The organism is Pseudomonas entomophila (assembly GCF_029478665.1).
GTDB lineage: Bacteria > Pseudomonadota > Gammaproteobacteria > Pseudomonadales > Pseudomonadaceae > Aquipseudomonas > Aquipseudomonas entomophila_F.
Genome location: NZ_JARPQB010000015.1, coordinates 156,676 through 179,392, shown reverse-complemented (window position 1 = coordinate 179,392; position 22,717 = coordinate 156,676). Strand labels below are relative to the sequence as shown.

20 protein-coding genes are annotated in these 22,717 nt (G+C 66.1%); 10 read left to right on the top strand and 10 right to left on the bottom strand.

The window, feature by feature from the left end; genetic code table 11:
- Positions 1 to 275 precede the first annotated feature (275 nt).
- Positions 276 to 1,565 (top strand): OprD family porin, encoded by a 1,290-nt coding sequence (locus P5705_RS10610; protein ID WP_277460796.1) that lies wholly within the window; start codon positions 276 to 278, stop codon positions 1,563 to 1,565.
- A 71-nt stretch (positions 1,566 to 1,636) separates the two neighbouring features.
- On the top strand, positions 1,637 to 2,386 hold the full coding sequence (cobF, locus tag P5705_RS10605; protein WP_277460795.1) for a precorrin-6A synthase (deacetylating): 750 nt from the start codon (positions 1,637 to 1,639) through the stop codon (positions 2,384 to 2,386).
- 139 nt (positions 2,387 to 2,525) lie between these two features.
- Here cobF and P5705_RS10600 read toward each other — a convergent pair whose 3' ends face one another.
- A complete protein-coding gene (locus P5705_RS10600; RefSeq protein WP_277460794.1) occupies positions 2,526 to 2,876 on the bottom strand; it encodes a response regulator in 351 nt (116 codons plus the stop codon).
- Positions 2,877 to 3,131: 255 nt separating this feature from the next.
- Between P5705_RS10600 and P5705_RS10595 the strand changes: the two genes are divergently transcribed.
- From P5705_RS10595 to P5705_RS10575, 5 genes are read left to right on the top strand one after another with little or no spacing between them, the layout of a single operon-like run.
- The gene (locus tag P5705_RS10595) at positions 3,132 to 6,602 is read left to right on the top strand and encodes a response regulator (protein ID WP_277460793.1); all 3,471 of its coding nucleotides are present in this window, start codon (positions 3,132 to 3,134) and stop codon (positions 6,600 to 6,602) included.
- Between the two features lie 4 nt (positions 6,603 to 6,606).
- Positions 6,607 to 7,428, top strand: a complete 822-nt coding sequence (locus P5705_RS10590; protein ID WP_277460792.1) for a CheR family methyltransferase — start codon at positions 6,607 to 6,609, stop codon at positions 7,426 to 7,428.
- Entirely contained in the window at positions 7,425 to 8,000 is a 576-nt protein-coding gene (locus P5705_RS10585; RefSeq protein WP_277460791.1) for a chemotaxis protein CheB, read from the top strand. The genes P5705_RS10590 and P5705_RS10585 overlap by 4 nt, the downstream gene beginning before the upstream one ends.
- Entirely contained in the window at positions 7,994 to 9,220 is a 1,227-nt protein-coding gene (locus tag P5705_RS10580; RefSeq protein WP_277460790.1) for a hybrid sensor histidine kinase/response regulator, read from the top strand. The genes P5705_RS10585 and P5705_RS10580 overlap by 7 nt, the downstream gene beginning before the upstream one ends.
- Positions 9,221 to 9,264: 44 nt before the next feature.
- Complete coding sequence (locus P5705_RS10575; RefSeq protein WP_277460789.1) at positions 9,265 to 9,642, top strand: response regulator; 378 nt, start codon at positions 9,265 to 9,267, stop codon at positions 9,640 to 9,642.
- 857 nt (positions 9,643 to 10,499) lie between these two features.
- On the opposite strand, the gene P5705_RS10570 is transcribed toward P5705_RS10575, so the two are convergent.
- From P5705_RS10570 to P5705_RS10560, 3 genes are read right to left on the bottom strand one after another with little or no spacing between them, the layout of a single operon-like run.
- Positions 10,500 to 11,087 (bottom strand): TetR/AcrR family transcriptional regulator, encoded by a 588-nt coding sequence (locus tag P5705_RS10570; RefSeq protein WP_277460788.1) that lies wholly within the window; start codon positions 11,085 to 11,087, stop codon positions 10,500 to 10,502.
- Between the two features lie 12 nt (positions 11,088 to 11,099).
- Positions 11,100 to 11,948, bottom strand: a complete 849-nt coding sequence (locus P5705_RS10565; RefSeq protein ID WP_277460787.1) for a 3-hydroxybutyryl-CoA dehydrogenase — start codon at positions 11,946 to 11,948, stop codon at positions 11,100 to 11,102.
- A 14-nt stretch (positions 11,949 to 11,962) separates the two neighbouring features.
- The gene (locus P5705_RS10560) at positions 11,963 to 13,147 is read right to left on the bottom strand and encodes an acetyl-CoA C-acyltransferase family protein (RefSeq protein ID WP_277460786.1); all 1,185 of its coding nucleotides are present in this window, start codon (positions 13,145 to 13,147) and stop codon (positions 11,963 to 11,965) included.
- Between the two features lie 170 nt (positions 13,148 to 13,317).
- Between P5705_RS10560 and P5705_RS10555 the strand changes: the two genes are divergently transcribed.
- Positions 13,318 to 14,328, top strand: coding sequence for an AraC family transcriptional regulator (locus tag P5705_RS10555; RefSeq protein WP_277460785.1), 1,011 nt, complete (start codon positions 13,318 to 13,320; stop codon positions 14,326 to 14,328).
- Positions 14,329 to 14,435: 107 nt separating this feature from the next.
- Here P5705_RS10555 and P5705_RS10550 read toward each other — a convergent pair whose 3' ends face one another.
- Complete coding sequence (locus P5705_RS10550) at positions 14,436 to 14,873, bottom strand: carboxymuconolactone decarboxylase family protein (RefSeq protein WP_277460784.1); 438 nt, start codon at positions 14,871 to 14,873, stop codon at positions 14,436 to 14,438.
- A gap of 192 nt (positions 14,874 to 15,065) precedes the next feature.
- Here P5705_RS10550 and P5705_RS10545 point away from each other — a divergent pair, with 192 nt between their 5' ends.
- Together P5705_RS10545 and P5705_RS10540 are read left to right on the top strand one after the other, a co-directional pair.
- Positions 15,066 to 15,524, top strand: coding sequence for a nucleoside deaminase (locus tag P5705_RS10545; RefSeq protein WP_277460783.1), 459 nt, complete (start codon positions 15,066 to 15,068; stop codon positions 15,522 to 15,524).
- Complete coding sequence (locus tag P5705_RS10540; RefSeq protein ID WP_277460782.1) at positions 15,521 to 16,717, top strand: CynX/NimT family MFS transporter; 1,197 nt, start codon at positions 15,521 to 15,523, stop codon at positions 16,715 to 16,717. Before P5705_RS10545 ends, P5705_RS10540 begins: the two co-directional genes overlap by 4 nt.
- Here the strand turns inward: P5705_RS10540 and P5705_RS10535 are convergent.
- From P5705_RS10535 to glcD, 5 genes are all read right to left on the bottom strand, one after another.
- The gene (locus P5705_RS10535) at positions 16,710 to 18,143 is read right to left on the bottom strand and encodes a PLP-dependent aminotransferase family protein (RefSeq protein WP_277460781.1); all 1,434 of its coding nucleotides are present in this window, start codon (positions 18,141 to 18,143) and stop codon (positions 16,710 to 16,712) included. The genes P5705_RS10540 and P5705_RS10535 overlap by 8 nt on opposite strands.
- Positions 18,144 to 18,215: 72 nt before the next feature.
- Complete coding sequence (locus tag P5705_RS10530) at positions 18,216 to 18,554, bottom strand: hypothetical protein (protein ID WP_277460780.1); 339 nt, start codon at positions 18,552 to 18,554, stop codon at positions 18,216 to 18,218.
- Between the two features lie 363 nt (positions 18,555 to 18,917).
- Positions 18,918 to 20,153 (bottom strand): glycolate oxidase subunit GlcF, encoded by a 1,236-nt coding sequence (gene glcF / locus P5705_RS10525; RefSeq protein WP_277460779.1) that lies wholly within the window; start codon positions 20,151 to 20,153, stop codon positions 18,918 to 18,920.
- Between the two features lie 9 nt (positions 20,154 to 20,162).
- A complete protein-coding gene (gene glcE / locus P5705_RS10520) occupies positions 20,163 to 21,215 on the bottom strand; it encodes a glycolate oxidase subunit GlcE (RefSeq protein WP_277460778.1) in 1,053 nt (350 codons plus the stop codon).
- Positions 21,215 to 22,714: a glycolate oxidase subunit GlcD gene (gene glcD, locus P5705_RS10515; RefSeq protein WP_277460777.1), complete on the bottom strand. Its 1,500-nt coding sequence runs from the start codon at positions 22,712 to 22,714 to the stop codon at positions 21,215 to 21,217. Before glcD ends, glcE begins: the two co-directional genes overlap by 1 nt.
- Positions 22,715 to 22,717 lie beyond the last annotated feature (3 nt).

Below are 22,717 nucleotides of genomic sequence, written 5' to 3'. Positions count from 1 at the left end.
GCTGTTCGCTGATCGTGAGTGTAGTAGTGCCGGGCAGGGTGGTAAACAGCAAACTTTCAATCAATTAGTGGGGAACTTTACCGGTTTCCTGCACGTTATTCGAAAATGCCCGGACGGCCCTCGTCAAACCGTTCTAGACCATGGTCCAATGGCGTGCCCTAGAGGCGTTGGGGCAAAATCCAAGATGATGGTCGAAGTCTCTTCGCCTGTCCCGTAGTGCCGATGCAGGTGACTGCTCGGATTGTTTTCTGCCCCTCTTTTGGATGTTCCCTCGCATGTTTGCCCCCTTTCCCCTCGCCCCTGGGCGCCGAGTTGCCGGCCTGTTCTTCCTGTGTGCCGGTGTCAACGCCCAGGCCGCCGGTTTCATTGAAGACAGCAGTGCCAAGGTCGAAGCACGCAATGTCTATTTCAACCGGGATTTCCGTGACGGCCACAGCAGTTCCAGCCAGGGCGCGTCAAAGCGTGAGGAGTGGGCGCAGGGGTTCATCCTCAATGTCCAGTCCGGATATACCCAGGGCCCGGTAGGTTTCGGCGTGGACGCGCTGGGGATGCTCGGTTACAAGTTGGATTCGAGCCCGGCCGACAGTAACAGCGGCTTGTTGCCGTCCTCCGGACACAACCCGCGTCATTCCGTCGACCAGTACGCCAAGATGGGTATCGCCGGCAAGGTGAAGTATTCGCAGACCGTGTTCAAGTACGGTTCGATGATGCCCGATGTGCCGTTGCTCAAGTACAACGACGGCCGCCTGCTGCCGACCATGTTCCATGGTGCCTGGCTGACCTCCGAGGAAGTGCGCGACCTGAAGTTCACCCTGGCGCGCCTGAACCAGTACACCGCGCGGGATTCCACCGATCGTCAGGATATTCGCGTCCACTGCAAGAACAAGCGCTACGCCTGTGATATCGAGGCCGACCACTTCGACCTTGCCGGTGTCGACTACCGCTTCAACGACCGGGTCAGCGCCCAGTACCAGGTGTCGAAGCTGGAGAACATCTATCGCCAGCACTTCCTCGGCCTGGTCGCCAGCCAGCCGCTGGACGTCGGCACCTTGTCGGCCGACCTGCGGGTGATCAAGAGCGACGACATCGGCAATGCCCGCGCCGGGCACATCGACCACCGCGCCTTCAGCGGCATGCTGGGGTACAGCCTGGGTGGGCACAAGATCAGCGCCGGCTGGCAGCGCATGTTCGGCGACAGTGCCATGCCGTACCTCGACGGCACCAACCCGTACCTGGTCAACTACGCCCAGGTCAACGACTTCGCCGCCGCCCAGGAGCGCTCCTGGCAATTGCGCTACGACTATGACTTCAAGGCCCTTGGTGTGCCTGGCCTGACCTTCTTCACCCGCTACATCAACGGTGACAACATCAAGGTCCCGGGCAGCCTGGCCGAAGGCAAGGAATGGGAACGCGACAGCGAGCTCAAGTACCAGGTGCAAAGCGGCACGTTCAAGGATGTCAGCGTGCGCCTGCGCAACTCCACCTACCGCAGCAACTACGAGAAGTGGGCGCGCGACATGGACGAGACCCGGGTGATCGTCAGCTACAACTTCTCGATCTTCTAAAACCGACGCCTGCTTTGCCAAATACCGGTGGCCGGCCGACAATGGCCACCGGCATCCAGGCGAGGCAGGCGATGAAACAGCTTCTACTGATCGGCATCGGGCCGGGCGATCCTCGCCAGGTCACCTTCGAAGCCGTGGAGGCGCTGCAGCGCGCCACGGTGTTCTTCGTGCTCGACAAGGGCGCCGAGAAGGGGGCCTTGCTGCAACTGCGCAAGGCCATCCTCGAGCGCTACCTGCCCGAGGGGGGGTATCGCCTGGTGCAGGTCGAGGATCCCCGGCGTGACGGGCAGGCCGCCGACTATGTCGGCGCCGTGCAGGATTGGCACGCCGAGCGTGCGGTGCTGTATGCCCGCCTGATCGAGGACGAGTTGGGCGCCGATGATATCGGTGCCTTCCTGCTCTGGGGCGAGCCGGGTCTCTATGACAGCACCTTGCGCATCCTCGACCTGGTCCGTGAGCGGGGTGTGGCGCTCACCCTGGAAGTCATCCCCGGCATCAGCAGCGTGCAGGCCCTGGCGGCCCGGCACCAGATCCCTCTCAACCGAATCGGCGAGCCATTGACCGTGTTGCCAGGAAGACGCCTGGGCGAGCTGGCGCGGGTCGACAATGTGGTGGTGATGCTTGACGGGGCATGTGCGTTTGCCGCGCTGGAGGATCCGCAACTGGTGATCTATTGGGGTGCCTACCTGGGCACGGCGGACGAGTTGCTGGTGGCGGGGCCGTTGCAGGCGGTCAAGGCGCGCATCCTCGCAGTGCGCGAGGCGGCGCGGCGGTGCAACGGTTGGATCATGGACACCTACCTTTTACGGCGGGAGCTGTGAGCGGCCTGTGAGAGGTGTTTTGTCGGCACTGGCCTATTCGCCGGCGAAGCCGGCTCCTACAAGTGCGCTGGTGATCTCGCGGCCGGCGGCTTACCTGTAGGAGCCGGCTTTGCCGGCGAACAGGGCAGACGCAGACGGTTCAAACGGTACCCAGTATCGCCACCACCTTGTCCCGCAGTTGGTCGATGCTGAACGGCTTGCCGATCAGGTGCATGCCCTCGGGCACCTCGACGCTTTCGGCATAGCCACTGGCGAACAGCACCGGCAGCGACGGCCGGGCCTGGCGCGCCTTGCCAGCCAGTTCCTCGCCGCGCATGTCCGGCAGGCCGACATCGGTCATCAGCAGCGCCAGGGGCTGGCCGGGGTCTTCGAGAATCGTCAAGGCCGCGGCGGCGCAATCCGCCTCGATGGCCTTGTAGCCCAGCTCGTCGAGCACTTCGACTATCAGCATGCGTACGATGTCGTCGTCTTCGACTACCAGAAGGTGCATGGCATGGATCCTGTTTCGATGGATTGTTTCTACTCTGTGCCCACGGCAACGGCAGAAGTTCCCAAGCTTACCGACCTGGGTAAATAGATGGAACGATTGGCGCGCAGCGCCTTCAAATACTGGCTAAATGCCCTGCCAGATCCGCCAAAGCTGGTTAGACTCGCTGTATCAACCCGGTCGGTGTAGCGCAGGGCAAGCCATACATGACGTCGCCGCCACACTGTTCAATGGACTTTCTCGCTCGGGCACACTCAGATGATTCAAGCAGCCTCGATGGACCAACGCAGCTTTCGCAAGTTGTTGAGCCGCAATGTCGGCCTGCCCCTGGGCGTGGGGCTCCTGGGCGCCGTGGCGTTTGTCGCGGTGATCAACTACCTGCTCTCGGCCATGCAATGGGTCGAGCACACCGACCGGGTGATCGGCAACGCCAACGAAACGGTCAAGCTGTCGATCGACATGGAAACCGGCATGCGCGGCTACCTGTTGTCGGGCGAGGAGCGCTTCCTCGACCCCTACGAGGTGGCCAAACCGCGTATTTTCGGCAGCCTCGAAGGCTTGAAGGCGATGGTGGCGGACAACCCCCAGCAGGTCGACCGTATTGATCGCATTGCTGCTTTACAACGCGAATGGAACAATTTCGGCAGCGAAATGATCAACCTGCGCCGCGGCCAGGGTGACTATCAGGGCTTGATCGGCCGGGGCCGTGGCAAACGTATTACCGACGAAATCCGCAAGGAGTTCGATGCCTTCATCGGCACCGAGCAGCAACTGCGCATGGCGCGCAACGAGAAAGTCAGCAGTGTCACGGTGACCGCCATTTCGGCGTTCGTGCTGTTCATCGTCGCACTCAGCGCCTTGCTCGCCTATCTGGGGCGGCGTGACCTGCTGGCGCTGTCCTCGAGTTATGTCGAAAACCTGCAAGGTCAGCAACGTGCGGCGGAGCGCCTGGAACACCAGGCCTGGCTGCGTGCCGGCCAGACCCAACTGGCTGAACAGGTGCTTGGCCAACTCACCCTGCCGATGCTCGGCGACAATATCCTGCGGTTCTTCGCCAGCTACCTCGGCAGCGTGGTCGGCGCCGTGTATGTGCGTGACGAGCACGGCAAGCTGGTGCGGGTGGCCTGTTATGGTCTGGACGCCGATCAGCAAGCCCGCGAGCAGGTGCTGGGCGAGCACGCCGGCCTGCTGGCCCAGGCCCTGCGCCAGGGGCGCCTGTTGCGCCTGGACGACCTGCCCGAAGACTACTACCGATTGAGCTCCGGCCTGGGTAGCGGCCTGCCGCGCAGCGGCGTGCTGATGCCAGCCATCGACGATGGACAGATCAATGGCGTGCTGGAGCTGGGCTTCCTGCGCCCGCTGCAGGAGCGCGACCTGGAATTGCTGGAGCGTATTGGCAGCAACCTTGGCATCTCCATCGAAAGCGCCCGTTACCGCCAGCGCCTGCAGGAGGTGCTGGCCGAAACGCAGCAACTCAACGAAGAGCTGCAGGTCCAGCAGGAAGAACTCAAGACCGCCAACGAGGAACTGGAAGAGCAGTCCCGCGTGCTCAAGGAATCCCAGGCTCACCTGGAGACCCAGCAGGCGGAACTGGAGCAGACCAACGAGCAACTGGCCGAGCGCACCGAGGCCCTGGACCGCAAGAACAGCGAGCTGAACCAGGCCCAGGTCGAGCTTCAGGCACGCGCCGACGACCTGCAGCGTTCGAGCAAGTACAAGTCCGAATTCCTCGCCAACATGTCCCACGAGTTGCGCACGCCGCTCAACAGTTCGCTGATCCTGGCCAAGCTGCTGTCCGAGAATGCCGAGGGCAACCTCAGTGAAGACCAGGTCAAGTTCGCCGAGTCGATCTATTCGGCCGGCAACGACCTGCTCAACCTGATCAACGACATCCTCGATATCGCCAAGGTCGAGGCCGGCAAGCTCGAGGTGCGCCCCGAGAGCACCTCGCTGGAACGCCTGGCCGAAGGCCTGCAGGGCATGTTCCAGCCCCTGGCCCAGGACAAGGGCCTGGACTTCGAGGTGCGCCTGGAGGCACCCCTGCCGCCGGCGGTGCACACCGACCGCCAGCGCCTGGAGCAGGTACTGAAGAACCTGCTGTCCAACGCCATCAAGTTCACCGAGCGCGGCAAGGTCAGCCTGGGCATCAGCCACCAGGCGGGCCTGGGCATCGTCTTCGCCGTGCGCGACACCGGCATCGGCATCGCCGCCGACCAGCAGCAGGCGATCTTCGGTGCCTTCCACCAGGTCGATGGCACCAGCAACCGCAAGTACGGCGGCACCGGCCTGGGCCTGTCGATCTCCCGCGACCTGGCGCACTTGCTCGGCGGCCAGATCAGCGTCGACAGCAGCCCCGGGCAGGGCAGCGTGTTCAGCCTGATCCTGCCGGTGCATTTCGAACCGAGCGTGGAGCACAGCAACGAGGTCCACAGCCTGCGCTCGACAGTCGATGCGCTGCCGCCGGCGCCCCAGGCCCCGGCCCCGGCCAGGAGCGAGCGGCCGGCCCCGGCCTTCGCCGACGACCGCGCACGCGCGCCGTTCGGCAATCGCTGCATCCTGGTGATCGAGGACGAGCCGAACTTCGCCCGCATCCTCTACGACCTGGCCCACGAGCTGGGCTACAGCTGCCTGGTGGCCCAGGCCGCCGACGAAGGCTTCGAACTGGCCGCCCAGTACATGCCCGACGCGATCCTGCTGGACATGCGCCTGCCCGACCACTCCGGGCTCACGGTGCTGCAGCGTCTCAAGGAGCAGGCCAGCACCCGGCATATCCCGGTGCACATCATTTCGGTGGAAGACCGCGTCGAGGCGGCCATGCACATGGGCGCGGTGGGCTACGCGGTCAAACCCACCAGCCGCGAGGAGCTCAAGGCGGTGTTCGCTCGCCTGGAGGCGAAGCTGACGCAGAAGCTCAAGCACATCCTGCTGGTGGAGGACGATGACCTGCAGCGCGACAGCATTGCCCGCCTGATCGGCGACGACGATGTCGAGATCACTGCCGTGGCCATGGCCCAGGACGCCCTGGCGCTGCTGCGCGAGAACATCTACGACTGCATGATCATCGACCTCAAGCTGCCCGACATGCTCGGTAACGAGCTGCTCAAGCGCATGACAGCGGAAGATATCCGCAGCTTCCCACCGGTGATCGTCTACACCGGGCGCAACCTCACCCGCGAGGAGGAGGCCGACCTGCTCAAGTACTCGCGCTCGATCATCATCAAGGGCGCGCGTTCGCCGGAGCGCCTGCTCGATGAGGTCACGCTGTTCCTGCACAAGGTCGAGTCGCAGTTGTCCAACGAGCGCCAGCGCATGCTCAAGACCGCGCGCAGCCGCGACAAAGTGTTCGAGGGGCGCAAGATCCTGCTGGTGGACGACGATGTGCGCAATATCTTCGCCCTCACCAGCGCCCTGGAGCATAAGGGCGCCATTGTCGAGATCGGCCGCAACGGTCGCGAGGCGCTGGAGTGCCTTGCGGCCAACGACGACATCGACCTGGTGCTGATGGACGTGATGATGCCGGAGATGGACGGCTACGAGGCCACCCGGCTGATCCGCCAGCAGCCGCGCTGGCGCAAGCTGCCGATCATCGCCGTGACCGCCAAGGCGATGAAGGACGACCAGCAGCGTTGTCTGCAGGCTGGCGCCAATGATTACCTGGCCAAGCCGATCGACCTGGACCGCCTGTTCTCGCTGATCCGGGTCTGGCTGCCGCAATTGGAGCGAATCTGAAATCTTGACCAGTGAACGCAACACCGATATCGAAATCCGGCTGTTGATCGAGGCGATCTACCTCAAGTACAGCTACGATTTTCGCGATTATTCCGGCGCTTCGATCAAGCGCCGGATCCTCCATGCCCTCAGCCAGTTCGACTGCCGCACGGTGTCGGCGCTGCAGGAACGGGTGCTGCACGACCCCGGCATGTTCATGGAACTGCTGCAGTACCTGACGATCCCGGTCAGCGAGATGTTCCGCGACCCCGGGCACTTTCTCGCCCTGCGTGAAGAGGTGGTGCCGCTGCTGCGCACCTGGCCGTCGCTGAAGCTCTGGATCGCCGGGTGCAGCACGGGCGAGGAGGTGTACTCCATGGCCATCCTGCTGCGCGAGGAAGGTCTGCTGGAGCGCACGATCATCTATGCCACCGACATCAACCCGCATTCGCTCGAGCGTGCCAAGCAGGGCATCTACTCGATGCAGAGCATGCACGAGTACGCACAGAACTACCGCAAGGCAGGCGGGCGCCGGGACTTTTCCGAGTACTACACCGCCGCCTACGGCAACGCCATCATGGACGGCAGCCTGCGCGACAACGTGACCTTCGCCGACCACAGCCTGGCCACCGACAGCGTGTTCTCCGAGACGCAACTGGTGTCGTGCCGCAATGTGCTGATCTATTTCAACAAGGGCCTGCAGGACCGCGCCCTCGGGCTGTTCCACGACTCGCTGTGCCATCGTGGTTTCCTGGTGCTGGGCAGCAAGGAGTCGGTGGACTTCTCCGCCTATGGCGAACGCTTCGAGCCGCTGGTGCGGCCTGAACGGATCTATCGCAAGTCATGAGTGGCGTGCGTGCAGTGGTCATCGGCGCCTCGGCGGGCGGCGTCACGGCGTTGTTCAGCGTGCTCGGCGCGTTGCCGGACAGCTTCGCCATCCCGGTGTTGTGCGTGCTGCACCTGCCGGATGACCGTCACAGTCAGTTGGCGGAGGTGCTGCAGCGGCGCCTGCGCCGGCCGGTGCGCGAAGCCGTCGACAAGGCCTGCATCGAGGCGGGTTTCATCTATGTGGCCGGGCCGGGCTATCACCTGTCGGTGGAGCGTGATTTCACCCTGTCGCTGAGCCAGGAGGAGCCGGTGCATTTCTCGCGACCGGCGATCGACTACCTGTTCGAGTCGGCGGCGGACGCCTACGGCCCGGACCTGCTCGGCGTGCTGCTCACCGGGGCCAACGAAGATGGTGCCCGGGGGCTTCTACGCATCAGACAAAGCGGTGGCCGGACCGTGGTCCAGGACCCCCGCGACGCACAGGTCGCGCTGATGCCGGAGGCCGCCCTGGCCCTGCAGCAGCCAGACCATCTTCTTTCCCTGAGTGGTATCGGGCAGTTGCTCGCGACCCTGGAACCCAGCGCATGCTAAGCCATATCACCGCGAAATTGCTGATCGTCGACGACCTGCCGGAGAACCTGCTGGCCCTCGATGCCCTGATCCAGGGCGCGGACCGCGAGGTGCACCAGGCGCAGTCTGCCGAGCAGGCATTGTCGCTGCTGCTCGAGCACGAATTCGCCCTGGCGATACTCGACGTGCAGATGCCGGGCATGAACGGTTTCGAACTGGCCGAGCTGATGCGCGGCATGGAAAAGACCCGCAGCATCCCCATCGTGTTCGTCAGTGCCGCCGGGCGCGAGATGAACTACGCCTTCAAGGGGTACGAGAGCGGGGCGGTGGATTTCCTGCACAAGCCGTTGGACACCCTGGCGGTGAAGAGCAAGGTTTCGGTGTTCGTCGACCTGTTCCGCCAGCGCAAGGCCCTCGACCGCCAGCTCCAGGCGCTGGAGCGCAGCCGTGAGGAGCAGGCGCAGTTGCTGGCGCAGTTGCAGGTGGCGCGTGGCGAGCTGGAGCGGGCGGTGCGCATGCGCGATGACTTCATGTCGATCGTCTCCCACGAAGTGCGCACACCGCTCAATGGCTTGATTCTCGAAACCCAGCTGCGGCGCATGCACCTTTCCCGGGGCAACCTGGGGGCGTTCAGCGAGGACAAGCTCGCGGCAATGGTCGAGCGCGACGAGCGGCAGATCAACAGCCTGATCCGCTTGGTGGAGGACATGCTCGACGTGTCGCGGATCCGCACCGGCAAGTTGTCGATTCGGCCCAAGGCCTTCGACCTCGGGCAACTGGTGCGGGGGCTGGTCGAGACCTTCGCCGCGCAGGCGGGGGCCCTGCAGACGCATATCGAGCTGGAGCGGTGCCAGGCTTTGCAGGGGGAGTGGGACGAGTTCCGCATCGAACAGGTGCTGGCCAACCTGCTGTCCAATGCCCTGCGCTATGGCGAGCGCAAGCCGGTGCGGGTGCGGGTGTATGAAGAGGGCGCGATGGCCTGTGTGCAGGTGCAGGATGCGGGCATTGGCATCAGTGCGCAGCACCAGCAGCGGATCTTCCAGCAGTTCGAGCGGGTGGCGGCGCAGCAGGCCACTGGCGGATTGGGGCTGGGGCTGTATATCTCCGAGCAGATCGTGCTGGCCCATGGCGGGCGGATCCAGGTCGATAGCGAGGAGGGGCACGGGGCTACGTTCAGTGTGTATCTGCCGCTGCCGACGGTGCAGTGCCAAAGTGACCAGGCGCAGGCAACCTCTGCGTAGGGTTGGGGTCTGATGGCTATGGTGCTGGATTCGAAGGCGTTGTCATGAGTGAAGATGCGCAAGATGTGGTGTTGGTGGTCGAGGATGAGCCGGCGATTCGCATGATCCTGCGGGATTACCTGGCGGGCGAGGGGTATCACGTGCTGGTGGCCGAGGATGGCGAGCAGGCGTTCGAGATTCTGGCGAGCAAGCCGCACCTGGATTTGATCGTGACCGATTTTCGTTTGCCTGGGGGGATATCGGGGGTCGAGATTGCCGAGCCGGCGGTGAGGTTGAGGCCTGATCTGAAGGTGATTTTCATCAGTGGGTATCCGGCGGAGATTGTTGAATCGGGGAGTCCGATTGCGCGGCGGGCGCCGATTCTGGCCAAGCCGTTTGATCTGGAGAGGTTGCGGGAGGAGATTCAGGGGTTGTTGCGGTAGGGGGTGGATTCGTGAATTGTGGTGTTGGTTAGTTGGTTAGTTGGTTAGTTGGTTAGTTGGTTAGTTGGTTAGTTGGTTAGTTGGTTAGTTGGTTTTTTGGGTTGTGGGCATATCCGTTTGCTATGTAGACGCTGATTCACCTTTCCGCCCTTACGGCGGGTCACTTTTGGTCTTGGCCAAAAGTAACCAAAAGCCGCTCGCTCCATCATACGTCCTGAAGTCGCGAAGTTACGGGCGGCGCCTGGGCTGGCGCAGCTGTCGCTAGCTGCTTGTTCGTGGCCTTGAGTACACATTCGCCGGCAAAGCCGGCTCCTACCGGACGGTACACGCCGCTCCATTGTAGGAGCCGGCTTTGCCGGCGAACCAATGGCACAAACACCACAATCATCACTGCACTACATAGCTATAAAACCTTCCGTTCTTTGCTCTTTGCTCTTTGCTCTTTGCTGTTGCGAGCGCGCAGCGCCTCGCCCGGCTTTTGATCTTTATGCGCGGTAGCTCAGGCGCCGCCCATTGCGACTTCAGGAGGCCGAGCGGAGTTCTTGCGTAGTGGGGCGACGGCCATGGATGGCCGTCGAGCGCTGCGCCCCAGGATGGGGCGTTCAGCGCGGTACCCACGGGAGCAAGAACGGAGCGAGGGGACCCCGGAGCGAAGCGCAGGGGCCGTATGATGGAGCAAGCGGCTTTGCCTACTTTGGCCAAGACCAAAGTAGGCCGCCGTAAGGGCGGAAAGGTGAATCAGCGTCTCCATCGCCAATGGATATGCTTACAAAAGCCGGAACCCAAACTCTGAAAGCCGAGAAGCCGAGAAGCCGAGAAGCCGAGAAGCCGAGAAGCCGAGAAGCCGAAGCCGAAGCCTACCCCAACGTCCGCTCCACAGCCCCCACCACCAGACTCTCCATCAATCCAACCCCCTCAACCTCGTCCAGCCCCTTCCCCCGCAACATCCCAGGCAACTGGTTCAACAACGTCGCCAGCACATGCCCAGTCGCCGCGAGCGCATCCCCGGCCAACCGCGCCTGTGGCGCAATCAACCGCAGCAGCCCGGCTTCATAGCGCTCCCGCAGCCCGACCAGCCGCGCCTGCTGCACCTCGCTCAAACAGCAGAAATCCCGCTCCGCCAGGCGAAACTGCAACGGCCGCTCCCCATGCAACTGCCAGTGCGCGCTGATCAGGCAGCCCAACACCGGTTTGCCCCGCGCCAACGCCCGCCGTCCCTGGTCGAGGGTCGCCTGCAGTTCCTCGTACAACTCCTCGATCAGGTCGTACAGCAGGTCCTGCTTGCTCGGGAAGTGGTGGTACAGCGACCCCGCGGTCAACCCGACGTGCGCCGCCAGCTCACGCATGCTGACCTGGCCGAAGCCCTTCTCGGCGAACAACGCCATCGCCTTGTCACGCCGCTCTTCAAAGTTGGCGCAGCGCATCGCCGCATTGACCGGGGGCATAGCGTGCGCGCCTCAGTAGGTGAAGAAGCCGCGGCCGCTCTTGCGCCCCAGGTAGCCGGCCGCAACCATCTCCTTGAGCAGCGGGGCGGGGCGGTACTTGCTGTCATTGAAGCCCTCGTGGAAAGCCTCCATGATCGCCAGCAGGGTGTCCAGGCCAACCAGGTCGGCCAGGGCCAGCGGGCCGATCGGCTGGTTGCAGCCCAGGCGCATGCCGGTGTCGATGTCCTCGGCGCTGGCCAGGCCTTCCTGGCGCACGAAGATCGCCTCGTTGATCATCGGCACCAGGATGCGGTTGACCACGAAACCCGGGCGGTTGCCCGCGGTGATCGGGCTCTTGCCGAGCTTTTCGGTGACCAGCAGCGCCTGCGCGTAGGTGGCATCACTGGTTTGCAGGCCACGGATGATTTCCACCAGCGCCATCATCGGGACCGGGTTGAAGAAGTGCACGCCGATGAACCGCTCCGGGTGCTCGATGCTCGCCGCCAGCTGGGTGACCGACAGTGACGAGGTGTTGGTGGCGATCAGGCACTCGGCACTGACATTGGCTGCCACCTGCTGGAGAATCCGCTGCTTGAGCGGCAGGTTCTCGGTGGCCGCCTCGATCACCAGGTGCGCACCGGCGAGCTGGGCGTAGTCGGTGCTGGTGCGGATACGCGCCTTGGCTGCCGCGGCCTTGTCGGCCTCGACGGTACCCTTGGCGACCTGGCGCTCGAGGTTCTTCCCGAGCGTGCTCACGCCACGCTCCAGCGCGGCGTCGGAAACGTCCACCAGCAACACCTGGTAGCCCGCCAGCGCGCACACCTGGGCGATGCCGTTGCCCATGGTCCCGGCGCCGATCACGGCGATTTGTTCAATGCTCACGTTGCTGGCTCCTGTCACACGCGTTCGAAGACGATGGCGATGCCTTGGCCGCCACCGATGCACATGGTGGCCAGGGCATAGCGGCCCTGGACACGCTGCAGTTCATGGATCGCCTTGGTGGCGATGATCGCGCCGGTGGCGCCCACCGGGTGGCCCAGGGAAATGCCCGAGCCGTTGGGGTTGACCTTCTCCGGGTCGAAACCCAAGGCGCGGGACACGGCGCAGGCCTGGGAGGCGAAGGCCTCGTTCGACTCGATCACGTCGAGGTCGGACACCTTCAAGCCGGCTTTCTGCAGCACCTTCTGCGTGGCCGGGATCGGGCCCAGGCCCATCAGCTCAGGCTCCACGCCCGCATGGGCATAGGCCACCAGGCGCGCCAGGGGCTTGAGGCCCAGGCGGCGCACGGCGTCGCCAGTGGCCAGTACCAGGCCGGCGGCGCCGTCGTTGATGCTGCTGGCGTTGCCGGCGGTGACGCTGCCGTCCTTCTTGAACACCGGCTTCATGCCGGCCAGTTGCTCGGCGGTGACGTCGCCGCGCACGTTCTCGTCGACGGTGAACTGCACGGGACCTTTGCGGGTCTTGATCTCGATCGGCACGATCTGCCCGGCGAAGCGGCCTTCGGCGATGGCGCGGGCGGCGCGGCGCTGGCTGGTCAGCGCGACTTCGTCCTGCATCTCGCGGGTGATGCCTTCGGCGGCGGCGACGTTTTCGGCGGTGATGCCCATGTGGAAGTGCTCGAACGGATCCTGCAGCACGCCAACCAGGTAGTCGACGCCTTGCAGGTCACCCATGCGCGCGCCCCAGCGGGCCTGGGGCAGCAGGTACGGGCTGCGGCTCATGTTCTCGGCGCCGGCGGCCAGGGCAATGTCACTGTCGCCCAGCAGCAGGCCCTGGGCGGCCGAGACGATGGCCTGCAGGCCCGAACCGCACAGGCGGTTGACGTTGAAGGCCGGGACTTCCTTGGGCACCCCGGCATTCATCGAGGCGACCCGGCCCAGGTAGGCGTCGCGGGGCTCGGTGGGAATCACGGTGCCCATCACCACATGGCCGATCTGCTCGGCGGTCAGGCCCGAGCGCTCGATGGCGGCGCGGCTCACCTGGGTGGCGAGGTCGGCCAGGGGCAGGTCCTTGAGCGACCCGCCAAAGCTGCCGATGGCCGAACGTACCGCGCTGACGACGTAGATTTCTGTGCTGCTCATGCTGGCTCCGTATGCGAAGGCGTGGCGGGGTGGGGGCGGCTCTGCGAGAATGGCGGCCCAGAACCCCGGGTTGGATCGAGTCTAGGCAAAGGCCTTCAGACGGCCTATGCCGGATCTGTTCAGTCAACCTGGCATTTTTTGCCACTCAGCATAGACAGCGGATGCCTGCCATGCGCGATAGCGATTCGGTCGCGGTGTACTTCCTCAATGCCATGGTCCACGCCCTGCGCGACCGCCCGCAGGCGCGCGACGCCCACCTGCGCGCGGTGGGCATCGACCCGGCGGTGCTGGCGCAGCCCCAGGCGCGGGTGCCGGCCAAGGCCTTCGCCCAGTTGTGGCTGGCGCTGATCGATGAGTTGCACGACGAGTTCTTCCGCCTCGACAGCCATGGCATGCCCCTGGGCAGCTTCGCCCTGATCTGCCGCGGGCTGATCCAGGAACCGAACCTGGAGAAAGCCCTGCGCCAGTGCCTGGGCAATTTCGCCCTGTTCCTGCGCGACCTGCAAGGCACGCTCACGGTGCGAGGGGCGCGCGCGGTGATCAGCGTGCACGCGAGCATCGACGACACACTGACGCGCAGCTACGCCGAGGAGACCTTCCTGGTGCTGGTGGTGGGCCTGTTGTGCTGGCTGGCCGGGCGGCGCATCGCCATCGATCGCACCGAGCTCGCCTTGGCGCGCCCGGCCCAGGACGACGATGCCTTGCTGTGGGGGCCGGACCTGCGCCTGGGCAGTGGCCGCACCGAGGTCGAGTTCGACAGCGCCTGGCTGCGCCTGCCGGTGATGCAGGACCTGGCGGCCCTGAAGACGTTCTTGCGCAGCGCGCCGCAAGGGCTGGTGATCCGCTTTCGCAACCAGAACGGCATGGTCGCCGAGGTCTATCGCCACTTGCGTGCCCGGCATTACGGGCAATGGCCGACGCTCGACGCCATGGCCGAGCGGCAACGGCTCAGCGCCAGCAGCTTTCGTCGGCAGCTGGAAAGGGAGGGGCGTTCGTACCAGCAGATCAAGGACGAGGTGCGCCGGGCCATGGCCTTCGAGCTGCTGCGCGAAGGCTGCCTGAGCATTGCCGAGATTGCCGAGCAGACCGGGTTCCAGGAACCCAGCGCGTTTCACCGGGCGTTCAAGAAGTGGACCGGGCAAAGCCCGGGCAGCTACCGGGCGAAGCTCAAACCGACCTGACCCGTTCCTGTAGGAGCCGGCTTTGCCGGCGAACCAGGCACCGCGGTGGCTGGCACCGGCGTTGCCGGTGTTCGCCGGCAACGCCGGCTCCTACCTGGATCTGTGTATCAGGCCGGCACCATCGCAAAGCCCACGCCAAAGCGGTTCCAGGCATTGATCGTGGCGATGGCCAGGGTCAGGTTGGCAACCTCCCTGGGCTCGAAATGCTCCAGCAATGCCTCGTACTCAGGCTGCGGCGCGCCGCGCTCGGGCAGGCGGGTCAGGCTTTCCAGCCAGGCCAGCGCGGCACGCTCGCGCGGGGTGAAGTAACGGGTTTCCCGCCACACGCTCAGGGTTTGCAGGCGGGCTTCGGTTTCACCGGCCTTGCGCGCATCGTTGGCATGCAGGTTGACGCAGTAGGCGCAGCCGTTGATCTGTGAGGCGCGCAGGCGCACCAACTCAAGCAGCGAGTGTTCCAGGCCCGAGTTGATCAGCGCCTGCTCGAGGCCGACCATGGCTTTGTAGGCTTCGGGGGCGTGCTTGGCCCATTCGATACGGTCGTGCATGGTGTTTCTCCAAGTGGGTGGGGATGGCGCTACCTTAGCGCCACCGCTGGCACCGCCGAATAGCCAATCCCGCGCTTTGCCAGGAGGCCAATCCGCACATTCAGGTGGCCACTGACGTGCATCCAATCTCTTCATTTCAGCCCGCGCGCCGCTGCCGGGATAATGCCCGGGTCTTTACCGGAGAACCGCTTCATGTCCGCAGAAACCTACATGCGCGAGGCCCTCGAACTGGCCCGTGCCAATATCCAGGCCGGCGGCCGCCCCTTCGGCGCCGTGCTGGTGCATCAAGGCCAGGTGATCGCCCGCGCCGTCAACCAGATTCACAGCACCCAGGACCCGACCAGCCACGCCGAGATGCAGGCCATCCGCCAGGCGTCCCAGGTTCTGGGGCGCGCGCGCCTGGACGGCGCTGAAATCTACGCCAGCGGCCACCCGTGCCCGATGTGCCTGGCGGCGATGCACCTGTGCGGCATCGAGCGCGCCTGGTTCGCCTACGACAACGAGGAGGGCGAGCCCTACGGGCTGTCCACCGCCGCGATCTACGCGCAGATGGCGCGCCCGCCACAGCAGCAGAGCTTGCCGCTGCGGCCACTCAAACCGGCAGGCGAAGCTGGCCTGTACCTTGAATGGAAACAGGCTGGCCAGGTATGAGGGCGGCACTGAACCTGATGCTGGTCATGCTGCTGGCGCTGAACCTGCGGCCGATCCTCACCAGCATCGGCCCGTTGCTCGAACCCATGCGCCAGGGCACGGGCCTGGGCTACCAGCAGGCGGCCCTGCTGACCGCGCTGCCGGTGCTGTGCATGGGCCTGGTGCCTCTGCTGCAACCCTGGTTGCGCCGTTGGCTGAGCGAACACGGTGGCATGCTCGCGGGCCTCGCGGCCATCGCCGTCGCCTGCCTGTGGCGACTGCAACTGGACAGCGCCTGGGCGCTGATCGCCAGCGCCGTGGTCGCCGGCCTGGGCGTGGCGGTGGTACAGGGCATGATGCCGGGCCTGGTGAATCGCTGGTTCCCCACCCGCCTGGCAGCGACCATGGGCCTGTATTCGGCGGCGTTGATGAGCGGTGGCGGCCTGGCGGCGGTGCTTGGCCCAGGGATCAGCGCGCATTTCGGGCACTGGCAGGCAGGCCTGGGCGTCTGGGCAGTGCCCGCCGTGCTGGCGCTGCTGGCCTGGATCGCGCTGCGCCCCCGCCAGGAGGCTCCCGCGCTGGCCGGGGGCGGTGGTGGGCACTGGTTCGGCAACCGTCGCGCCTGGCTGCTGGCACTGTACTTCGGCCTGATCAACGGTGGTTACACCAGCATGGTGGCCTGGTTGCCGGCCTATCACCTGGAGCATGGCGGCACGGCCCAGGGCGGCGGTGAGCTGGTGGGGTTGATGACCATTTTTCAGGTCGCCGGCGCGCTCGGCTTGCCTTTGCTGCTGCGCCGCCTGGCCGATCGCCGGCCGGGGCTTTGGCTGGCACTGGCTATCCAGTTGTGTGGCTTCCTGGGGCTGTTGCTGGCCCCCGCCAGCGCCATGGGCCTGTGGGTGGCGATGATCGGCCTGGGTCTGGGGGCGTGCTTCAGCCTCAGCCTCACGCTGACCCTGGAGCACCTGCGCACCCCGGCCGAGGCCGGCAGCCTGGCGGCGTTCGTGCAAGGGGTGGGCTTCATCATCACCGGCATCGTGCCGTATATCACCGGCTGGCTGCGGGAGGTCAGTGGCGACTTCCAGGCGTCCTGGACCCTGCTCACCTGCACCGTGCTGGCCATGTTGCTGGTGACCGCGTGCTTTGCTCCGCGAGGTTATGCCAGGGCCATCGCTGGTGTTGACGGGGCGGGCAGGGTGACAGCGGTCAACTGAGGCGCTGCAAGGTGTCGCGCACCCGGTCCAGCGCCGGGTCGATATCCAGCAGCTCGATGGCGCCGAAACCCAGCAGCAGCCCCGGACGCACCGGGGCCTCGCTGAAGAACGGCGCCAGCGAGTAGATCCCCACCTCCACCTTGCGCGCCAGGTTGACCAGCAGCTCGACGTCGACACCGGGGCTGGCCAGGGCGCTCAAGTGAAAGCCGGCGCTGGCCGGCACGGCGCTGAACCACGGCGCCAGGTCGTCGCCCAGGCGGGCGAGAATGCGCTCGCGGCGGGCACTGTAGATTTCATGGCAGCGGCGGATGTGCTTGTTCAGGTGGCCCTCGCCGATGAACCGGGCCAGGGCCCACTGCTGCAGGCTCGGGCTGTGCCAGTCGGTCAGGTGCTTGGCCACGCAGGCGGCCTGCAGCACGGCGGGCGGCAGCACGGCATAGCCCAGGCGCAGCTCGGGCAGCAGGGTCTTGGAGAAGGTGCCGACATAGGCCACCAGGCCGTGCCGGTCCAGGCGTTGCAACGCTTCGGCGGCCGGGCCCTGGTAGCGGAACTCGCAGTCGTAGTCGTCCTCGATGATCAGCGCGCCCAGTTCGGCGGCCCGGGTCAGCAAAGCCTGGCGTCGCCGCTCGCCCATGGGCATGCCCAGCGGGAACTGGTGCGATGGGGTGACGTAGATCAGTTGCGTGCCGTCCTCGATCTGCTCGACACACAGGCCTTCATCATCCACCGGCACCGACTGCAGGCGGGCGCCCAGGGCCAGGAACAGCTGGCGTGCGGGCGGGTAGCCGGGGTCCTCCATCGCCACCTTGCAACCGGGCTCGACCAGCACCCGGGCGATCAGGTCCAGGGCCTGCTGGGCGCCATTGCACACCATCACGTCGGCGGCGCTGCAATGCACGCCGCGGGCGAAGGCGATGTGGTGGGCGATGGCCTCGCGCAGTTCGGGCAGCCCCTGGGAGGTGAAGTGGCGTTCGCTGTGGCGCTGGCTGCGGCGCAGGGCGTACTGCATGCAGCTGCGCCACTGGTCGTAGGGGAACTGTGCCTTGCTCGGAGCGCCACCGACGAAGTCGTAGCGCGATGGCGCCTCCAGTGCCCGGCGGCCCAGCACCGTGGCGCGCTGGCGCCAGCGCTCGAGTGAGCCCGCGGCCGCCAGGGGCACGGCTTCGGCGTCGCTCGGGCGGATGGGCTGGCGCGGGGTGATGAAGGTGCCGCGGCCGACCACGCCGCTGAGCAGGTTGTCGTAGGTCAGCCGTGAATAGGCTTCGGCCACGGTCTTGCGCGAGACGCCCAGTTGCTCGGCCAGCAGGCGCGTGGGCGGCAGCTGCGTGCCGGCGGCCAGGTGGCCGCTGTCGATGCTGGCACGCAGTTGCTGGTAAAGCTGGTCGGCAAGGCCTTTGCGGCCTTCGAGGCGGATATGCAGTTCCATCGGGGGTGGGTCCGAAGCGCGGGGATGTCCAAGCTTCGGGGTTCACGGCGCAAGCTGCAAGAGGGCCGGTGATCAGAGCCTGGCGGCGCTGACGGTGATGTAGCCCTTCTGTGGCAGGGCGATGCGGATCACCGTTTCGTCGGCGGGCGCCTTGCGCTTCTGCCGGATGCACACGCCATCGATCGCGGCGTCGCGCATGCGTGCCGGGATGGCGCGGCCATGGGGGTCGAAGAACGCCTCGCTGGCCAGCAGTTCGACGCGCTCGATCAGTTGCCGGGTGTGTTCATCGGTGGCGCAGAAGAAGCGCACGCCGGACAGGTGCGGGTTGTCGTCGGGGTTGCTGACTTCGTGGGCCATGAGTTGGCGTAGGGTGTGGCGCAGTTCGCGGGTGGGCTGGTCGTGTCTGGGCATGGTCTGGCCTCGTCTGGAAAGGGCTGGCTACCTGATGGCCGTAGCGTCTCCAGGTCGGATGATGGTGTCGCCAATAGGGGGCGACAATTACGAAGCGTCCGTGATCGCAGTAGGAAGTTTCCTAAATTACAAGCAGGCATGTGCTCGACGCTTTGATCGGCGTCAGCTCGGCGCGACGCTGGTGGCCAGGTGCGGGCGTGCGCATCCTCATGGCCGGTTGATTTGGCGCGACCTCTGTAGGAGCGGCTTCAGCCGCGATCACCCGCGAAGCGGGTGCCGCACACTGCGGTGTCTGCATCGCGGCTAAAGCCGCTCCTACAGGGCCAGGGTTTCGTGGCGGGCGGCGACGAGCAGGCGGGCGCGCTACGCATGGGTTGCCTCCGGGTCGAGGGCGGCCTCGACGATTTCGATCCAGTGCCGCACGGGCGTGCGCCCGGCCCCGTCCAGGTGCAGCTGGCAGCCGATATTGGCAGTGGCGATGACTTCGGGCTTGCCGCTTTCCAGGGCAGCGAGGCGGTTGTCGCGCAGTTGGCGCGCCAGGGCCGGCTGGGTCAGCGAATAGGTGCCCGCCGAACCGCAGCACAGGTGGCTATCGGGCACTGGGGTGAGGTGAAAGCCGAAGCGGGCCAGCAGGCTTTCCACCGCGCCACCCAGCTTGAGGGCGTGCTGCAGGGTGCAGGGGCAGTGGAAGGCCAGGCGCTGTTCGGCGCACAGGCCAAGGTGCTCCAGGGGCTCGGCCTGCAGCACTTGCACCAGGTCGCGGGACAGCGCACTGACCCGCGCCGCCTTGGCGGCATAGCGCGGATCATTCTCCAGCAGGTGCCCGTAGTCGCGCACAAAGGCGCCGCAGCCGCTGGCGGTCTGCACGATGGCTTCGGCGCCGGCCTCGATGGCGGGCCACCAGGCGTCGATATTGTTCCGGGCGCGTTGCAGTCCCTGCGCCTGGGCATCCAGGTGATAGTCCACCGCACCGCAGCAACCGGCCTCGCGGGCGGGCTCGACACTGATGCCCAAGCGGTCGAGCAGGCGCGCGGCGGCAGCGTTGGTGCTGGGTGACAAGGCCTGCTGGACGCAACCTTCGAGCAGCAACACGCGGCGGCTGTGGCGCACGGGTGGGCGTTGCCTTGGCGCATCGATCACGGCGGGCAGTTTGGCCTCGAGCTCGGCTGGCAGTAGCGGGCGCAAGGCCTGGCTGGCGCGCATCAGCGCCTTGAACGCAGCCGGGCGAGGCACCACTGCGCGCAGCACGCCACGCAACAGGCGCTGGCCGAGGGGGCGTGGCACCTGCCGGTCGACCACGGCACGGCCGATATCGAGCAGGTCGTGGTACTTCACCCCGGATGGGCAGGTCGTCTCGCAGTTGCGGCAACTCAGGCAGCGGTCCAGGTGCAGCTGGGTGCTGGCGGTGACCGGCTCGCCTTCGAGCACCTGCTTGATCAGGTAGATGCGCCCACGCGGCCCATCGAGCTCGTCGCCGAGCAACTGGTAGGTGGGGCAGGTGGCCGTGCAGAAGCCGCAGTGCACGCAACTGCGCAGGATGCTTTCGGCTTCTTCGCCACGGGGCAGTTGCCGGGCGGCATCGCTCAGGTGGGTTTGCATGGCGTGGCCTCACAGGTCCGGGTACAGACGCCCAGGGTTGAAGATGCCCCGGGGGTCGAGTTGCCGTTTCAGCGCCTGGTGGTAGCGCATCAATGCCGCGGGCAGCGGGGCGGCACTGTCGTCACCGGGGGCGTAGGCGGTGGCATGGCCACCGAACCGCGCTACCTGCGCGCGAATGACCGCCGCCGGCGCATCGGACGTCAGCCAGCGCTGGGCGCCTCCCCAGTCGAGCAATTGCTGCCCGGGCAGCTCGAATTCGGGCGTGGCGTTGGGCAGCGACAGCCGCCAGAGCGGCGCCGGAGCCTGGAAGAACGCCAGGCGCTGTTCGCGCAGGTCGCGCCAGAAACCATTGTTCACCTCATCGCCGCCCAGGCGTTCGCGGGCCGAGCGCACGGACCCTTCACCGCCTTCGAGGCGCAAGTAGAGCGCCTCGCCGTCATGGCAGGCGGCGCTGATCGGCAAGGGTTGTTGACCCCATTCGGCCAGTTCGGCCAGGGCCTGGCGCAGCGGCAACTGCAGGCGCAGGCTGAGGCATTGGCGCGGGCGGGGCAGTACCTTCAGCGACACTTCGGTGATCAGCCCGAGGCAGCCGAAACTGCCGGCCATCAGGCGTGAGACATCGAAGCCTGCGACGTTCTTCATCACCTCACCGCCAAAACGCAGCAGCTTGCCGTGGCCCGTGATCAGGCGCGTGCCCAGCACGTGGTCGCGTACCGCGCCGGCCCAAGGGCGGCGAGGCCCCGACAAGCCTGCCGCAACCATGCCGCCGAGGGTGGCGTGGGGCCCCAGGTGCGGGGGTTCGCTGGGCAGCATCTGCCCGGCCGCCTGCAAGGTGGCCTCGATGTCGTGCAGCGGCGTGCCGGCACGGGCGGTCAGCACCAGTTCGGTCGGGTCGTAGCTGACGATGCCACGGTGGCCGCGGGTATCGATCACCTCGCCGTCGACCGGGCGGCCGAGCCTGGCTTTGCTGTTGCCCCCCTGGATGCGCAGTGCGCTGCCCTGGTTCAGCGCCTGGTTGACCTGTGCCAGCAGGTCCTGGCTGATGTCGCGGTCCATGCTCATCAGAACCGCTCCAGGTCAGGGAAGGGCAGATGCCCATGGTGCACGTGCAGGGCGCCGAACTCGGCGCAGCGGTGCAGGGTGGGGATGTTCTTGCCGGGGTTGAGCAGGCCATGGGGGTCGAAGGCCGCCTTGACCCCCTGGAACAGGGTGATTTCATCGGCGTTGAACTGCGCGCACATCTGGTTGATCTTCTCGCGGCCCACACCGTGCTCGCCGGTGATGCTGCCGCCCACCGCCACGCACAGCTCGAGGATTCGCCCGCCAAGGGCTTCGGCCCGCTCGAGCTCGCCGGGCAGGTTGGCGTCGAACAGGATCAGCGGGTGCATGTTGCCGTCGCCGGCGTGGAACACATTGGCCACCCGCAACCCATATTCGCGGGAGAGCGCGGCGATGCCTTGCAGCACCCTTGCCAGTTCGCGGCGCGGGATGGTGCCGTCCATGCAGTAGTAGTCCGGCGAAATCCGGCCCACCGCCGGGAAGGCGTTCTTGCGCCCGGCCCAGAAGCGCACGCGCTCGGCTTCATCGCAGGCCAGGCGCACCTCGCGGGCGCCGGCGGCGCGCAGCACGGCGTCGACCCGGGCACAGTCGTCCTGCACGTCGGCCTCGACGCCGTCCAGCTCGCACAGCAGGATCGCCGCGGCATCCACCGGGTAGCCGGCGTGGATGAAGTCCTCGGCGGCGCGGATCGCCAGGCTGTCCATCATCTCCAGGCCGCCGGGGATGATCCCGGCGGCGATGATCTCGGCCACCGCGCGGCCGGCCTGGCCGACATCGTCGAAACTGGCCAGCAGCACCCGCGCCACCTGTGGCCTGGGCAGCAGCTTGACGGTCACTTCGGTGACGATTCCGAGCAGGCCTTCTGAACCGGTGAACAGCGCCAGCAGGTCGAAGCCCGGGCTGTCCAGGGTGTCGCCGCCGAGCACCAGGCGCTCGCCTTCGACCGTGAGGATCTCGACCTTGAGCAGGTTGTGCACGGTCAGGCCGTATTTCAGGCAATGCACGCCACCGGCGTTCTCGGCGACGTTGCCGCCGATCGAGCAGGCGATCTGCGAGGACGGGTCGGGGGCGTAGTACAACCCGAACGGTGCCGCCGCCTGGGTGATCGCCAGGTTGCGCACGCCCGGCTGGAGGCGGGCGAAGCGGCCCTGGGGGTTGATTTCGAGAATGCGGTTGAAGCGCGCCATCACCAGCAGGATGCCCTGGCTCAGGGGCAGCGCGCCACCGGACAAGCCGGTGCCGGCACCGCGTGCGACCACCGGCACGCCGCGCTGGTGGCATAGGCGCAACAGTGCCTGCACCTGGTCGAGGCGTTCGGGCAGTACCACCAGCAGCGGTACCGTGCGGTAGGCCGAGAGGCCGTCGCACTCGTAGGGCTTGAGGTCTTCGACGCGGTGGAGGATGTCCAGGTCGGGCAGGGCGTCGCGCAGGGCGGCCAACAGCGCGGCCTTGTCCACGCTGGGCAATGGCCCGTCGATGCGCTCGTCGTAGAGGATGTTCATGGG

Excerpts from the sequence above, each read along its gene's own strand:
- P5705_RS10545 (WP_277460783.1), top strand. The coding sequence starts at position 15,066 with ATGTCCGCAGAAACCTACATGCGCGAGGCCCTCGAACTGGCCCGTGCC.
- P5705_RS10560 (WP_277460786.1), bottom strand. The coding sequence starts at position 13,147 with ATGAGCAGCACAGAAATCTACGTCGTCAGCGCGGTACGTTCGGCCATC.
- P5705_RS10530 (WP_277460780.1), bottom strand. The coding sequence starts at position 18,554 with ATGCCCAGACACGACCAGCCCACCCGCGAACTGCGCCACACCCTACGC.
- P5705_RS10595 (WP_277460793.1), top strand. The coding sequence starts at position 3,132 with ATGATTCAAGCAGCCTCGATGGACCAACGCAGCTTTCGCAAGTTGTTG.
- P5705_RS10580 (WP_277460790.1), top strand. The coding sequence starts at position 7,994 with ATGCTAAGCCATATCACCGCGAAATTGCTGATCGTCGACGACCTGCCG.
- P5705_RS10585 (WP_277460791.1), top strand. The coding sequence starts at position 7,425 with ATGAGTGGCGTGCGTGCAGTGGTCATCGGCGCCTCGGCGGGCGGCGTC.
- glcF (WP_277460779.1), bottom strand. The coding sequence starts at position 20,153 with ATGCAAACCCACCTGAGCGATGCCGCCCGGCAACTGCCCCGTGGCGAA.
- P5705_RS10555 (WP_277460785.1), top strand. The coding sequence starts at position 13,318 with ATGCGCGATAGCGATTCGGTCGCGGTGTACTTCCTCAATGCCATGGTC.
- cobF (WP_277460795.1), top strand. The coding sequence starts at position 1,637 with ATGAAACAGCTTCTACTGATCGGCATCGGGCCGGGCGATCCTCGCCAG.
- P5705_RS10535 (WP_277460781.1), bottom strand. The coding sequence starts at position 18,143 with ATGGAACTGCATATCCGCCTCGAAGGCCGCAAAGGCCTTGCCGACCAG.
- glcE (WP_277460778.1), bottom strand. The coding sequence starts at position 21,215 with ATGAGCATGGACCGCGACATCAGCCAGGACCTGCTGGCACAGGTCAAC.
- P5705_RS10610 (WP_277460796.1), top strand. The coding sequence starts at position 276 with ATGTTTGCCCCCTTTCCCCTCGCCCCTGGGCGCCGAGTTGCCGGCCTG.
- glcD (WP_277460777.1), bottom strand. The coding sequence starts at position 22,714 with ATGAACATCCTCTACGACGAGCGCATCGACGGGCCATTGCCCAGCGTG.
- P5705_RS10540 (WP_277460782.1), top strand. The coding sequence starts at position 15,521 with ATGAGGGCGGCACTGAACCTGATGCTGGTCATGCTGCTGGCGCTGAAC.
- P5705_RS10570 (WP_277460788.1), bottom strand. The coding sequence starts at position 11,087 with ATGCCCCCGGTCAATGCGGCGATGCGCTGCGCCAACTTTGAAGAGCGG.
- P5705_RS10600 (WP_277460794.1), bottom strand. The coding sequence starts at position 2,876 with ATGCACCTTCTGGTAGTCGAAGACGACGACATCGTACGCATGCTGATA.
- P5705_RS10575 (WP_277460789.1), top strand. The coding sequence starts at position 9,265 with ATGAGTGAAGATGCGCAAGATGTGGTGTTGGTGGTCGAGGATGAGCCG.
- P5705_RS10550 (WP_277460784.1), bottom strand. The coding sequence starts at position 14,873 with ATGCACGACCGTATCGAATGGGCCAAGCACGCCCCCGAAGCCTACAAA.